Annotated in this window: 12 protein-coding genes; 5 read left to right on the plus strand and 7 right to left on the minus strand. The window is 54.4% G+C overall.

Annotation, left to right across the window (positions count from 1 at the left end; translation table 11 throughout):
- Positions 1-191: 191 nt before the first annotated feature.
- A complete protein-coding gene (locus OM794_RS19445) occupies positions 192-833 on the plus strand; it encodes an AzlC family ABC transporter permease (RefSeq protein WP_265153974.1) in 642 nt (213 codons plus the stop codon).
- A 438-nt stretch (positions 834-1,271) separates the two neighbouring features.
- Positions 1,272-2,072: an AraC family transcriptional regulator gene (locus OM794_RS19450; protein WP_226246801.1), complete on the plus strand. Its 801-nt coding sequence runs from the start codon at positions 1,272-1,274 to the stop codon at positions 2,070-2,072.
- A gap of 105 nt (positions 2,073-2,177) precedes the next feature.
- Here OM794_RS19450 and gabT read toward each other — a convergent pair whose 3' ends face one another.
- The 3 genes from gabT to OM794_RS19465 are packed head-to-tail and all read right to left on the minus strand — an operon-like array spanning position 2,178 to position 6,358.
- On the minus strand, positions 2,178-3,449 hold the full coding sequence (gene gabT, locus OM794_RS19455; protein WP_226246800.1) for a 4-aminobutyrate--2-oxoglutarate transaminase: 1,272 nt from the start codon (positions 3,447-3,449) through the stop codon (positions 2,178-2,180).
- 11 nt (positions 3,450-3,460) lie between these two features.
- On the minus strand, positions 3,461-4,912 hold the full coding sequence (locus OM794_RS19460; RefSeq protein ID WP_226246799.1) for an NAD-dependent succinate-semialdehyde dehydrogenase: 1,452 nt from the start codon (positions 4,910-4,912) through the stop codon (positions 3,461-3,463).
- Positions 4,913-4,942: 30 nt separating this feature from the next.
- Positions 4,943-6,358 (minus strand): APC family permease, encoded by a 1,416-nt coding sequence (locus OM794_RS19465; protein ID WP_159177453.1) that lies wholly within the window; start codon positions 6,356-6,358, stop codon positions 4,943-4,945.
- A 279-nt stretch (positions 6,359-6,637) separates the two neighbouring features.
- Between OM794_RS19465 and OM794_RS19470 the strand changes: the two genes are divergently transcribed.
- The 3 genes from OM794_RS19470 to OM794_RS19480 all read left to right on the plus strand — a co-directional run bounded on the left by OM794_RS19470 (position 6,638) and on the right by OM794_RS19480 (position 9,596).
- The gene (locus tag OM794_RS19470; protein WP_226246798.1) at positions 6,638-8,056 is read left to right on the plus strand and encodes a PLP-dependent aminotransferase family protein; all 1,419 of its coding nucleotides are present in this window, start codon (positions 6,638-6,640) and stop codon (positions 8,054-8,056) included.
- An 87-nt stretch (positions 8,057-8,143) separates the two neighbouring features.
- Positions 8,144-8,824 carry a lysozyme-like domain containing protein gene (locus tag OM794_RS19475; RefSeq protein ID WP_226246797.1) on the plus strand — a complete coding sequence of 227 codons (681 nt, stop codon included), beginning with the start codon at positions 8,144-8,146 and terminating at the stop codon, positions 8,822-8,824.
- A 31-nt stretch (positions 8,825-8,855) separates the two neighbouring features.
- Positions 8,856-9,596, plus strand: a complete 741-nt coding sequence (locus OM794_RS19480; RefSeq protein WP_226246796.1) for a sulfite exporter TauE/SafE family protein — start codon at positions 8,856-8,858, stop codon at positions 9,594-9,596.
- 74 nt (positions 9,597-9,670) lie between these two features.
- Here OM794_RS19480 and OM794_RS19485 read toward each other — a convergent pair whose 3' ends face one another.
- From OM794_RS19485 to OM794_RS19500, 4 genes are all read right to left on the minus strand, one after another.
- Positions 9,671-10,222 (minus strand): cupin domain-containing protein, encoded by a 552-nt coding sequence (locus OM794_RS19485; protein WP_041158716.1) that lies wholly within the window; start codon positions 10,220-10,222, stop codon positions 9,671-9,673.
- A 162-nt stretch (positions 10,223-10,384) separates the two neighbouring features.
- Positions 10,385-11,839 carry a Na+/H+ antiporter NhaC gene (gene nhaC, locus OM794_RS19490; RefSeq protein ID WP_226246795.1) on the minus strand — a complete coding sequence of 485 codons (1,455 nt, stop codon included), beginning with the start codon at positions 11,837-11,839 and terminating at the stop codon, positions 10,385-10,387.
- 222 nt (positions 11,840-12,061) lie between these two features.
- The gene (locus OM794_RS19495) at positions 12,062-13,561 is read right to left on the minus strand and encodes an aldehyde dehydrogenase (protein WP_226246794.1); all 1,500 of its coding nucleotides are present in this window, start codon (positions 13,559-13,561) and stop codon (positions 12,062-12,064) included.
- Entirely contained in the window at positions 13,561-14,937 is a 1,377-nt protein-coding gene (locus OM794_RS19500; RefSeq protein WP_226246793.1) for an aspartate aminotransferase family protein, read from the minus strand. The genes OM794_RS19495 and OM794_RS19500 overlap by 1 nt, the downstream gene beginning before the upstream one ends.
- Positions 14,938-14,943 lie beyond the last annotated feature (6 nt).

The following is a 14,943-nucleotide window of genomic DNA, read 5'->3' on the forward strand; positions in this document are numbered from 1 at the left end:
GTCTGTCCACTTTTCTCATACACTTCCATTGAAGTAGCTAACCTGACTACTCTGTAGCAAGCCCATTACCCATAGCTAAAAAATATTAATACTTTTCGAAAAGCGATTAACAACGATGAATAAGTATTTAAATACTAAAAATATTCTCTGCTTCAAATACAGCAGAGTATCGTAATTTGTTACCGAACCTATTGACAGCCCTCTTTGCAATCGCACCAGTTAGCATGCTATTCGGCTTTACTGCATATAAAGCAGACTGGAGCATTGGCGAAATTTTTCTAGTAAGCCTACTAGGCTTTTCTGGAAGTGGGCAATTCGCTGCACTACCTCTTTCTAGCTCTGGCGCTACTTTTTTAACTATTCTCTTCGTTTCCGTCATGATTAATAGTAGGTACTTTGCTATCTCACTTTCGTGCTCAAAAAAGCTACCACCCAACAAGCTGCTTAAGATTTTTTCGTCGCATACACTCGGCGATGAAGCTTATGCAATTGAGCAAGGCCATAACCAAAGAGCTATGCTCATAATTCGCTTCACCATTTTCGGGTGCTGGATACTATTCGGGGTAACAGGCGGTATTGTAGCAGGGCTTTTTCCCAACCTTTTACCTGATGGGATTAATGCCAGCATCCCTGCAAGCTTAGTGCTTCTTTTTCTGGCCATTTCGTATCTTAAAAATCGACCATATAAAAGCGGTTTGATCACTGTTCCAAAGGCAATACTAGGCTTTATAGTAAGCGGATTTCTCTACTACACCCTTGGTGCTGTCTACTTTTGGATCCCATCTGTAGTTTTATTATCCGCTACCTATTATCTATTAAAGAGCAGGGACTGAGGACATAATATGATGAGTAATATCTGGGTAATCATGGCTCTTTTATTAACAAGCCTCATGGTCAGAGTTCTGCCCTCTTTGATCATTATCAACTTCGGAGAAAAGACTCAGCACCTGATAGAGGAAGTACTACCTAGCTCTATTTTCATTTGCTTCATTACTTACATTGTGATGCCAGAAGTAACTAACGGGCTATCTATATCCTTTTTGGCTTTTATTTCAGTAGTCATACTAACAATCATCTTGAAATTCGGGTTGATTTTCATCACACTCATCGCTACTACTTTATATTACGTATTGAGCTGAGAAGCTTGTAACATGAAAGTCTTTCAAAGACAGAGTATATTGATTGCCAAAACAGCCAACCCGCTTTGCTTATCCACATATTCCGTTGCATGATTACCCTGTCTTCAGCCAACAGCAGACAACGTACCGCCTATGCTAAATTCTTTTTTCAATACACAGATAGAAAGATTCGAAGCCTTTTTTTCTGGCGTTGCTTTCGAGCCTCACCGGCACGATACGTATGCTGTTGGCAGAACGCTGGCAGGGGTGCATTGTTTCAATTACCGAGGTGAAAAAAGGACTAGCTTGCCGGGCAATACCATTGTGATTCATCCAGATGAACTCCACGACGGTGAGGCGGGTACGAACGAAGGCTTCCACTACCGCATCATGTATATTGAACCACGCGTGCTTCAAACTGTGCTTGGTGGTCGCCCTTTACCATATATAAAGGATGGCATTAGCACAGACTCTCGACTTTATGCCGCCACAGAATTCCTCATGAATGATTTAGATACAGCTCATGAGCAACTTGAAGAGGAAGATATCCTTTTTGAGCTAGCCAACGTTCTTGCTGCTGTGGCAGGACATAAAAGAGGCAGGGTGGCATACGACTATGGCGCCGCAGAAAAAGCTAGAGAATTTATCCACTATTCGTTGGATACTCAGATCACACTCGATGATTTAGCCTTAGTCAGTAGCCGTGAAAAGTGGAGTTTATCAAGAGATTTCAGTGCATTATATGGAACAAGCCCATACCGTTACTTGACCATGCGGCGTCTGTCATGCGTAAAACACTATTTGACCCAGGGTTATTCGTTGTCGTACGCCTCAGTTTCAGCTGGTTTCAATGACCAGAGCCATATGACAAATCACTTTAAGAAAGCCTTCGGGCTTACTCCCACACAGTGGTTATCTAGGTTTAAACAAAACTGTAGGGGTAGTGGCTCATAATCACACTGCAACCCCAAAACTTTCACCGCTATGAAATAAAAACCTCGCCCTCGCCAACAGCTTTTGCTGTCTGACGAGGGCGGGCTTAGTGTTGCTTAGACGATTTTAGCTAAGCGCTTCCAGTGACTGCTCAATAATGCTGAGCCCCTCTTCCAACACCGCAGAAGAGACGGTTAACGGCACCAGAATGCGTATGCTGTTGCCGTAGAAACCACAGGAGAGCAGGATCAGGCCCTTCTCACGGGCTTTGGCACAGAGCGCACCGGTGAGCGCTGTATCAGGTTTTCCTTCGCTGTCGAGCAATTCAAACGCCGCCATGGCGCCTAGTTGGCGGCCGTGCGCAACGGCGGGGAAACGCTCTTCCCATGCCGCGAAGCGCTCGGCGAGCATTTTGCCCATCTGCTCGCTACGCTCAAGGATGTTCTCTTCTTCGATGGCTTCGATGACCGCCAGGGCTGCCGCGCAGGAGAGTGGGTTGCCGCTGTAGGTGCCGCCCAGCGAGTTGGGGCCGGAGGCGTCCATTACCTTGGCGCTACCTACCACGGCAGAGAGCGGCATGCCGTTGGCTAGACTCTTAGCGGTGGTCAGAATATCCGCCTCAATGCCGCTGTGTTCGAGGGCAAACAGCTTGCCGGTGCGGGCAAAGCCGGACTGCACTTCATCGGCGATAAGCAAAATGCCGTGCTCGTCGCACAGGGCGCGCAGGGCTTTCAGGTAGTCCGGCGAGGCGATGTAGAAACCGCCTTCGCCCTGTACCGGCTCGATCACGATGGCCGCCGTGCGGTGCGGGGCGATATCGGTTTTGAACAGCGTGCGAATGGCATCCAAAGATGCTTCTTCGCTGATGCCGTGCAGCGGATTCGGGAATGGGGCGCGGAACACGTCGCCCGGCATCGGGCCGAAGTCGTTCTTGTACGGTAGCACCTTGCCGGTCATGGCCAGGGTCATCATGGTGCGTCCGTGGAAAGCGCCGTCGAAGGTAATAATGCCGGTGCGGCCAGTGGCAGCGCGGGCAATCTTCACGGCGTTTTCCAGCGCTTCGGCACCGGTGTTGACCAGCATCGCCTTACGCTCAGGGCCGCGCACCGGGCTTAGTTCGCAGAGCTTTTGGCACAGCTGCACGTAGGGGGCGTAGGAGATCACCGCCGCGCTGGTGTGCATAACTTTCTTGAGCTGCGCTTCAACGGCGGCAACGATTTTGGGGTGGCGATGCCCCAGGTTAAGCACACCAATGCCGCCCGCGAAGTCGATCCAGCGGTTGCCGTCTGCGTCCCACAGCTCGGCATTTTCCGCGCGCTCGGCAAACTGAGTTGTTGGCGTGGCAGCACCGTTGGCCACGTAACGGTTTTTCAGGTCGTTCAATTCTTGGTTAGTCATCATTTTTCTCTTTAAAGGCCGCCAACGCAGACATATTTAAGTTCAGTAAACTCATCCAACCCATGGTGGGAGCCTTCGCGACCCAGCCCGGACTCTTTCACACCGCCAAACGGCGCCAGCTCGGTGGAGATCAGCCCTTCATTTACACCGACCATGCCGTATTCAAGCGCTTCCATGGTGTGCCAGATGCGGCGGTAGTCAGTGGAGTAGAAGTAGGCCGCCAGACCAAAGGGCGTATCGTTAGCCATGGCGATGGCCTCTTCATCGCGCTGGAAGCGGAACACCGGCGCTACCGGGCCAAAGGTCTCTTCATCGGCCACCGCCATCTTGGTGGTGACATCGGCGAGCACTGTGGGGGTAAAGAAGCGCTCGCCTGCGGCATGGGGCTTGCCACCGCAGAGTAGCCGCGCGCCTTGGTTGATGGCGTCATCCACATGGCGCTGAACCTTGTCCACTGCCGCTTGGTTGATCAGCGGGCCGATGATGCTACCTTCGGCCAGGCCGTCACCTACCTTGAGTGCATTCACACGCTCGGTGAGCTTGGCGACGAACGTATCGTAAATGCCGTCCTGCACCAGGAAGCGGTTGGTGCATACGCAGGTTTGTCCGGCGTTGCGGAATTTGGAGGCAATGGCGCCATCAACGGCGGCATCCACATCGGCGTCATCAAAGACGATAAACGGCGCGTTGCCGCCCAGTTCCATGGCGGTTTTCTTCACCGTGCTGGCACACTGGGCCAGCAGGTGTTTGCCCACTGGCGTTGAGCCGGTAAACGACACTTTGCGCACCCGCGAATCAGTGGTAAGCACCTCCCCTACCGCTGCCGGTTTTGAGGCGGTAACCACGTTGATGGTGCCTGCTGGCAGGCCTGCTTCCAGCGCCAGGTAAGCGGCCGCCAGCGCGGTGAGCGGCGTGGCTTCAGCGGGCTTGATCACCACGGTGCAGCCCGCGGCCAGGGCCGGAGCGCACTTACGGGTAATCATCGCCAGCGGGAAGTTCCAGGGCGTAATGGCCGCCACCACACCGACCGGCTCGCGCAGCACCAGCAGGCGCTTGTCGGCGCCGTGACTGCGCAGGGTTTCACCGGCCATACGTTTGGCTTCTTCGGCGAAGAACTCGATAAATGAGGCACCGTAGATCACTTCGCCTTTGGCTTCCGCCAGCGGCTTGCCCTGCTCCAAGGTCATCAGGCGGGCCAGGTCATCGGCGTGCTCAATGATCAGTTCAAACCAACGGCGCAGCAGCGCTGAGCGTTGCTTCACCGGCGTAGCGCGCCAAGCGGCACCAGCATTATAAGCGGCGGCCACCGCATCACGGGCATCATCCCCGTCCATATCGGCTACGCGGGCAATCGTTTCGCCGGTGGCGGGATTATCGACCGCAAATGTCTGTTTCCCTGCGCGCCACTCATCGCCAATCAGGCCCGCGACGCCATCGTGCAACCACTGTTCAATAAAGCTCATACATTGCTCCTGGGTAACGTGTTAAGAGGCTTACAGATCCACTTTCATGTGACGGTCGCTATATTCGCGCCCGTAAGTGCGCAACGCATGCAGGTACAGCACGATGCCCAGCGCCGCCCAACCGGCAAAAATAGTCCACTCCGCGACGCTCAGCGCCGCCGGGCTACCGGGCAGGTAGAGGCACGCCATACCGAAAGAGAGGATGATCGCAAGGATGCCGCACAGCTTGCCGTTATTCACTTTGAATGGGCGGGGCATATCCGGCTCACGCACCCGCAGCACGACAAAGGAGATGGCGACAAACAGGTAGGCCAACACGATGCCTAAGCCCCCCGCATTAACGATCCATACCAGCGCCGGGCGGCCAAAGAAGGGTGCCAAGCAAGAGAGAAAGCCCATCATAAAGATGGCATTGGTCGGGGTTCTGTAGCGAGGGTGCAGCTTGGCGAACGGCGCAGGCAGCATGCCTGCTTTGGCCAGAGCATAGATTGCCCGCGAGCCGCCAATATAGAAGGCGTTCCAGCTAGTAATGATCCCCGCAATACCCGCCATGACCATTAAGTTGCTGGCCCACTCGGCATTAAACAGGCTGCCCATGGCGTCCGGCACGCTAAGCGAGCTTGCCGCCAGCTCATCGCTGTTCAACGCCAGGCTGGTGGCCAGAATGATCAGCGCGTACCACACCACCGCCAGGATCACCGACATCATCAGTACCTTGCCGATGGCTTTGTAGGGCAGGTTGATCTCTTCCGCCGCCTGGGGAATAACGTCAAAGCCCACAAACAGGAACGGCACCATCACCAGCACCGCCACTATGCCTGCGAACACGCCGCTATCGGCTTGAGTGAACAGCGGCATCATATTGATGGTTTCGCCTTCAAACAGCGAACCGGTGACAAACATCACCCCCACCAGCAGAATTAACCCGGTAACCACTTTTTGCAGCAACGCCGCGGTGGTCACGCCGAAGTAGTTGATGATCATCATGACCAGCGAACCGCCGACGCCTACCGCGACCCAGGTGGCTTTCACTTCCCAACCGGCAATCGTCCAGAGGTGGCCAACGGCGTAGTTGGGTGCCAGGTGTTCGATCACCGTGGGCAGGGCGACGGCTTCAAAGGCCACTACGCTTAAGTAGCCCAAAATAATCGCCCAAGTGCACAAAAAAGAGGGCAAATGACCTAAAGCGCGGTAGCTGTAAACATGCTCGCCACCCACTTTGGGCATCGCAGCGGCAAGCTCTGCATAGGTGAGGCCGACCAAGACAATCGCTAAGCCGCCGATAATAAAGGCTATAATGGCGCCCAGGCTGCCAGCGGATTGAATCGCGGTACCGGTGAGTACAATCCAGCCCCAGCCGATCATCGCGCCGAAAGCCAGCGCTAGTACATCGCCACGGGCCAATACCCGGACGAGCCCTTCCTGTTCTGATGAGGGTGTGGTCATTTGAAATGTCCTGCGAGTTATTGGATGTTGTCGTAGGCGCTCAGGGGCGCAGTATCCTGATCCTGTTTTAGCCGTCTCGCTTCAAGCAGGCGCGTTTTAAACGGTGTTGCTAAACACAGGATAGCCACAAGCTAGCAGGCGAGAGAGAAAACACGAATGCACCACTTTTGTGTTTAACTAGACCACTTTTTATACGCACCGAAAGGGTGCATTATTTTTATACGGCTTTCGTCTAAGTGCCCGCGGTTAGAGGGTTAAGCGGGATTAAGGGGTGTCCAGATGGATCGCAAGGAGGTCGTGCACCAACTTGTACAACTTTATGCACTCCAGCCGGAACGGTTGAGTAAGCAGGTGCGTATAGAGCAAGCATTGCGCCAGGCCATCACCCAGCAGTGGCCTTCCGGACTGCGGCTGCCCTCTCACCGGCAGTTGGCGGATGCCTTGGGCGTTGCCCGTCAAACCCTGGCACTGGCAATTCATACGCTACTCGAAGAGGCACTGCTTAAAACCGCCCACGGCCAAGGCACCTGGACGAGCCGCCCCGTGACACCAAACTCTCCCCTGCGTGGCAATGCGCAGCTCTCTCAACGTGCCCAGCGGGTACTGGATGGCCCTGGCGCTAGCGCAGTTCAAAGCGGCGCCTTTGTGCCCGGTATTCCTGATATCGCCCAGTTCCCGATGCGAAAATGGCGGCAGCTCTACGCCAGTGTGACGGTGCCGCAGAACGCCCTGCTGCTCTCCTACTCCACCGGTGGCTACGGGCCGTTAAAGCGCGCCATCCGCGATTTTTTGGCGCGCTGGCGCAATATTAGCTGCGACACGGAGCAGATCATCATCACCGACGGGACCCATAACGGCATTGAGCTATGCGCCGTGGCGCTGGCTGATGTTGGCGATACCGTGGCTATGGAGTCGCCCTGCTACTGGGGGGCGCGCAATGTCTTTACCGCCGCTGGTTTGGAAATCGAACCGGTGGCGTGGCTGCCAGGACAGGGACACCGCCTTCCACCTGTTTCTACCTCGGTGCAATTGGCCTACCTGACCGGCTCGCACCACTACCCGCTCAGCGTGCCTACCCGCGCGGCGGATAAACAGCGCTTATGCGATGCCTTAGCGCCCGCATATATTGTCGAAGATGATTACGAGTTTAACCGCGACGACCATTCTAACCTGCTCTTCTATCCGCACTCGGAGCGCCACTTGCTGGTGGGCTCTTTTTCCAAGATGATGTTTCCAGGCCTGCGCTTAGGCTACTTAGTCGTGCCGCACCATTTAGCGGGTCCAATGAACCGCCTGCGCAGTGAACTCTTCCGCGAAGGACGCATGCTGGATCAGGCGGTGCTGGCACAGTTTATTTTTGATGGTGATCTGGACGTCTGGTGTCGACGCATTCAGCGCGACTACCTGGGGCGCCAACAGGTGCTACATGATCAGCTTCGCTCATTACCGCTAGTGCGCAGCGTTTCACCGCCCAGCAGCGCCATCAGCCTTTGCGTCGAGTTTGAACCGGGCGTTAACGATGTGGGAATCGCTCAGTCACTGCTGAAAGAGCATTTAATTGTGCGTCCATTAAGCCCAGTGTGTGCACCAACCGATCCGCGCGTCGGCTTAGTAATGGGCGTCGGCATGCTATCAGGGGAAACGCTGGTGCGTGAAGCACAGCGCCTGCGTCGCAGCCTGGAAGCACTGCTGCGCTAGGCGTTATTAATAGCGCACAGGTAAGGTAGGAAGTGTTTCTCAACACCTTATCCACAAGCTTTGAACGGTTTATACACAAGGACTTTTATGCATCACCCTGTTGATAATTTCATCGCCCCCTCTTCGGCTGCTTTCGCTAGGCTGCGCCTCTGGGCCTCACTAAGTCTTGTGCTCCTGCTCTCGGGTTGTGCCACCTTTGCGCCCAACCCACCCCAGGATCAAAGCAATATCTGCGAGATCTTCCGCGAGCAGCCTAGTTGGTACGACTACGCCCGGGAGTCGCAGAAAAAGTGGGGCACACCGATCGCCACCCAGATGGCGTTTATTCAACAGGAGTCATCGTTTCGCAGTCATATCCGTCCTGATCGCAAGTACTATCTAGGCTTTATCCCCGGCCCCCGCCCCTCTTCTGCTAAAGGCTACGCCCAGGCCCAAGACCCGGTTTGGGAAGAGTATGAGGATCAAGCGGGCAGCCTGTTTGCCCGGCGTACCCATATGAAGCACGCCACGGATTTTATTGGTTGGTACAACCGCCGCTCCCAGCAGCAGGCGGGCATATCGCTAACCAATCCTGAGCATCTCTACTACGCCTATCATGAAGGCGCGGGCGGCTACCAACGTGGCACTTATCGCGGTAAGTCCCACGTGTTAAGCGCAGGGAGACAAGTAGCCGCTCGCGCTAATCGCTACCAAGCCCAGCTCAACAGCTGCGAAGCGGAGTTTCAGTGCCGCAAGTTTTATCAGGTCTGGCCGTTTTGCCGTCGTTAAGAAAGAGTAAAAAAGAGCAAGGAAGAACAGTATGAGCCTATGGATAGGCATTGCTTTTGTGAGCGTGGTGTTTTTCACCTCGATGCTGTCGGGTGTGTTTGGCATGGCGGGCGGTTTGGTACTGCTGTGGTTTCTGCTGCTGATCTTTCCCGCAGGCACGGCCATGGCGGTGCACGGCGTTATCCAACTCACCGCGAATGGATCACGAGCGTGGCTATCGCGGCGCTTTATTGTCTGGCGTATTGTCGCTTTTATGACGCTTGGCGTACTGAGTGCCGCGGGCTTACTGCTGCTGTTTAACTACAGCCCTAATGCCGCCAGCGTATCGATTTTGATTGGCCTAATGCCGATTCTGGTGTGGATACCCAAGCGCTGGTTTCATCTGGACGCCAACCGCGCCAGCCACGCGCTGTGCTGTGGGATCGCCTCCGGCGGTTTGACAATAGCGGCGGGGGTGTCCGGGCCATTGATCGATATTTTCTTTGTGCGCTCTCGCATGGATCGACGTCAGGTAGTCGCCACCAAGGCGATGATTCAGGTGGTGGCGCACAGCATTAAGATCATCTTCTACCTGGGTGCCGCCATGGCGCTTAGTGCCGGAGAGTGGGGTATTGTGCTGCTAGCGGCGCCGTTTGCGATCTTGGGCACCCACACCGGCAACCGCATTTTACACCGCCTCACCGATGCCAACTTCCGCACCTGGACACGTTGGATCGTCACCGGTATTGGGGTCTTCTACTTACTACAAGGGGTATTCCTACTCACTCGTTAGCGTTGAGGAAGAGCCCAAGCGATTGGCGCGACATCATTGCTGCAACAGTTGCCGCACAATACAAGCCAGTAATATCAGAACGCCTTACCTGGCGTAGCGCAGCTGATTATCTTGCAGGGAACATCACCAATATTTCTGAAACGGTGCGGAGTGCTGGTCTTGAAATAGTAGGACTCCCCTGGCCCTAGGCGCCTCGTATTGCTTCCAACGATGATTTCAATCTCACCTTCCACGACAAAACCCGCCTCTTCACCATAGTGGGTAATCATAGCTTGCCCGGTATCAGCACCCGGTAAATACCGCTCAACCATAAACGCCAAGGCACGATTAGGACGATTTGCCCCGACAAGTTTGAAGGAAATATCACCAGAGGCAATATCAACCAAATCATCCGCCGAATAGAACACCTGCTCCTGACTATCCAGATCCATGGTGAAAAAATCACCGACGCTCATAGAGAAGGCGTTTAGGATTTTCTTCAGGGAACTGACGGATGGGCTAACTTTTCCTTGCTCTATTAGCGAAAGACTTGAATGGGTCACCCCACACAACTTGGCTAGTTCACGCTGCGAAATCCCTCGCTGCTTGCGCAGGGAGCGCAAGCTCGCACCCACGTCATCCGACATGCTTTTTTCACTCCCTATCAATAAGTAAATTACGTTATTGGTCTATTGACGGGCACATAATAGCGCAAAAAAAACCCCACGGCTGTGGGGCAAAAACTTAATTAAAAGGGCGCTTGCTACAAAAGATAATTCGCTTAGCCGGTGTTCATCGTCGTGCTCAGCTCAAGCACTTCGAGCATCAGCCAACTCAGAGGCCACGTCAGACTCTTGCGGCTCGTTTTCGTAAGCAATCCGGAAACCGGTAAAGCCGTAAAGAATCGCAAATAGCGGGCTAAGCAGCGCTAAAAAGGCATAGGGTGCGTAACTGAAAGCACTGACGCCTAGCGTGGCAAACATAAAGGCACCACAGGTATTCCAAGGCACTAGGGGCGACGTCATGGTGCCAGCATCTTCTACTGTGCGAGACAGGTTTTTCAGTTTAAGCGAGCGACGCTGGTACTCTTTGGCATACATGCGGGCGGGCAAGATAATGCTGAGATACTGATCGCACCCCACGACATTAGCAGCCATCGCTGTCGCAACCGTAGTAGCAATCAGGCTACCCGTGGTCTTGGCCAGTTTGAGCAGGCTTTCCACGATGGTGCGGAAAAAACCAGCCGACTCAAGAATCCCGCCAAAGCTCATTGCAATGATGATCAATGAGACCGTCCACATCATGGCGTCAGTACCGCCGTTGGTCAGCAGGTCGTCTACAGTGACATTACCCGTATCTACCGCATAGCCTTCCACAAAAATAGTGAAGCTATCACCTAGAGGTACACCCTGAACCACAATCGCGCAGATGATTCCCATTAGCGAGCCAACAGCAAGCGCAGGAATGGCCGGCACCTTCTTGACCATCATCACGATAACTGCCGCAGGCACCAGCAGCAGCCAGGGGCTAATGATAAATAGTTCATTTAAGCTCTGCTGTAACTCCGCAACTTGTGTCGCGCCATCGCCGGAAGGCGTCATGTTCAGGCCAATAATGGTGTAAAGCACCAGTGCCACCGCGAGCGCAGGAACCGTGGTGTAGAGCATATAGCGAATGTGTTCAAACAGATCGACACCGACGACACCTGGCGCCATGTTGGTAGTTTCGGAAAGCGGAGAAATCTTGTCGCCAAAATAAACCCCAGAGATCACGGCGCCGGCTACCATCGCAGGGTTAAGGCCGAGCCCTTCACCGACGCCCATCAAGGCGATACCAATAGTGCCGGCCGCCGTCCAGGCGTTACCGCCAGCCAACGATACCAAGCAGCAGATCAGGCACGCCGCAACCAAAAAGTAGTCTGGTGCCAGAATGCTCAGGCCGTAATAGATCATGGTGGGCACAATCCCACCGGCAATCCAGTAGCCAATAATGGTGCCGATAATGATGAGAATCACAATCGCCTGAGTGGTCAGGCCAATAGAGCGCATGATTCCCGCTTCGAGATGCTTCCAGCGACTACCCGTCGCAATAGCCACTATCGTCGCTACAATCGCACTCAAAAAAAGTGGCAAGTGCGGGTCAGTTTCGAAATAGCCGATAAAGACGCCCAATGACGCCGCCATAAACACAACGGGTATCATGGTCGCTTTCAAACTTGGGCGGGGAGTTTCCTGGTCTTCCTTAGCAGTGTGGTCAGTCGACATAATGTTCTCACTTAATGTTTGATTATTGGTCGTCGTATTTCCGTTAGGAAATCATTGCAGTGATGGCGACTCCGATTATTGTTATGCTTGTTTTTATTGGTTTTTCAGGCACAAGGCCTCCTTGGCGAGGTATCACGGCATTTGCCGCGACACCTCGCGCTGTTGAATCGAATCAATAAAGGGTGAAGTGCCCAGGCGAAGCTCGTTACGAACTTCGATGGTTCAAACGCTCAGCGACATCCACACCGTCTTCACTTCGCAGTATTTCTCCTGCGCATGAAGCGATTTATCGCGCCCATTGCCCGACTGCTTCACGCCACCGAAAGGCACTGTCTGATCGATACCCGCCCAGTTATTCACATATACCTGTCCGGATTGCAGACGCCGCGAGACCCGCATAATGCGGTCAATATCCTGGCTCCAAACGCCGGCAGCGAGGCCAAAGTCACTATCATTCGCCAGTGCAATCGCTTGCTCTTCGCTGTCGAAACCGAACACGCTCAGCACGGGGCCAAAGATCTCTTCGCGGCCAATGCGCATATCGGGGGTTAAGTCATCAAAAATCGTCGGAGACAGGAAATATCCCTGGGAGTGATTTGCTTCGCCCTCTAGCGTCAGAGTGGCGCCTTCGCTTTTTCCTTGGCGAATATAATCAAGTACTCGTTGGTACTGCGCTTCATCAACCATGGCGCCCATGAAGCTATTCGGGTCGAGCGGGTCTCCTGGCTGCATGTGCTCAGCAGCTTTCACCACACGGGCCACAAACTCCTTGCGAATACTGTTTTCCACCAGCAGGCGCGAACCGGCAATGCACACCTCCCCTTGGTTGTGGAAAATAGCTTCTGCAGCGCTTTGGGCGACGGCATCAAGGTATTGGCAGTCGGCGAAAACGATATTTGGGCTTTTGCCACCGCACTCTAGAAACACGCGTTTCAGGTTGGATTGTCCGGCGTACTGCATGAGCTGTTTACCCACCGCCGTGGAGCCGGTAAACGCCAGACAATCTACCTGCATGGAGAGCGCCAGGGCTTTGCCCACCGTATGGCCGTAACCGGGTAAAACCTGAAATACGCCGTCAGGAATACCGGCTTCCTGGGCAAGATGCGCCAAGCGCAGCGCCGACAAAGGCGATTTTTCCGACGGTTTGAGAATCACGCTGTTGCCCGCGGCCAGTGCCGGGGCAATTTTCCAGGATGTCATCATCAGCGGAAAATTCCATGGCACGATCGCCGCCACAACACCCATGGGTTCGCGTAACACCAATCCAAGCGCATTCTCGCCCGTGGGAGCCACTTCGCCATAAAGCTTATCGATACACTCCGCCTGATAGCGCAAACAGGCAACGGTGCCTGCCAAATCCCCGAGCGAGCTGGAAATCGGCTTACCCATATCGAGCGTATCGAGTAACGCCAACTCATCGCGGTGCGTCTCTACCAAATCCGCGAGGCGCAGCAACACGCGCTTGCGTTTACTCGGATGGCAACGTGACCAGACACCGCTATCAAAGGTTGCACGGGCCGCTTGCGTTGCACGCTCAGCATCTAGTCCATCGCAGCTGGCCACTTCCGCAAGCACGCTTCCGGTAGCAGGATTGATACTGGTTAGTGTGCTGCCTGCGACGGCGGTCACAAACTCGCCATTGATAAAAGCGCGTGTTTCAAAGCTCAGTGACGCCGCTTTTGCTTGCCAGTCGGCTAGGGTTTTCGTGTTATCTGCCGCCATTATGCACTCTCCATGGGGTGTGTTATCGCCAGCTTTTCGGCTGTTTTGTCCAGAGCCAAACGCGCTTTGCTCACCAGTTCATCAATTTCACTGTGCGTGATGATGAGCGGCGGGGATATCACCATGGTGTCGCCCACTGAGCGCATCACTAGCCCGCTTTCGAAACACAAATCACGGCACAGATTGCCTACGGAAAGGGATTTATCGAAGCGCTCGCCAGTCGTCTTGTCAGCAACAAGCTCGAGTGCCCCGATCAGGCCTAGCGAGCGAGCTTCACCAACTAACGAGTGTTCCGCCAACGCCTGCCAACGTTTCGCCAGATAAGGGCCCAGGTCATTGCGAACGTTGTCGACCACCTGCTCACTTTCCATCAGCTCGAGGTTTTTAAGCGCCACAGCCGCACAGACCGGGTGGCCGGAGTAAGTAAAGCCGTGGAAGAACTCACCGCCCTCTTCTATCAATGTATCGGCCACACGGTCTCCCACCAGCACCGCGCCAATGGGCAGATAGCCCGACGACAACCCCTTGGCAATCGGCATCAAATCAGGTTTGAGCCCATAGTGGGTGCTGCCAAACCACTCGCCTAAACGCCCAAAGCCGCAAATGACTTCGTCGGCAATCAGCAAAATATCGTACTTAGCCAGTACCTCTTTCACCGCCGGCCAATAGCTGTCCGGCGAAATGATGGCACCGCCTGCGCCCTGCACCGGCTCGGCAATAAAGGCGGCTACTCTGTCTTCACCCAATGCCAGGATCTGCTCTTCTAGCGCTTGAGCACACTGCTTGCCAAAGGCCTCCTGACTCATCTCGCGACCTTCGCCAAACCAGTAAGGCTGGCAAATATGGGTAATGCCCGGCACACAAGGGCCGCCTTGATCATGCATCGGCGCCATGCCGCCAAGGCTCATACCCGCCACGGTAGAACCGTGATATCCATTTTCACGCGAGATGACCCACTGCTTTTCCGGCTTGCCTTTGATCGCCCAATAACGTCGTACCATGCGCAGCACGGTATCGTTGGCTTCGGAACCGGATCCGGTGAAGAACACACGGTTGATATGCTCGGGTGCCAGTTCGCTTAGCTTAGCGGCCAGCTTCGCTGCCGGGGGGTGGGTGGTTTTAAAGAAGTTGTTGTAGTACGGCAGTTGCTGCATCTGCTCGGTAGCAGCCTCAACCAACTCCTGACGCCCGTAACCGAGATTGACGCACCAAAGTCCCGCCATACCATCAAGAATACGATTGCCCTGGCTATCGTGAATGTATACCCCATCAGCATGAGTGATGATGCGGCTCCCCTCTTCGCCAAGGGATTTAAAGTCGGTGAAGGGATGAAGGTGGTGCTGGCGATCCAACGCCTGGTAATCCTGGGTCTGCATAGATCA

Origin of the sequence: Halomonas sp. BDJS001 (genome assembly GCF_026104355.1) — a bacterium.
Taxonomy (GTDB): domain Bacteria; phylum Pseudomonadota; class Gammaproteobacteria; order Pseudomonadales; family Halomonadaceae; genus Vreelandella.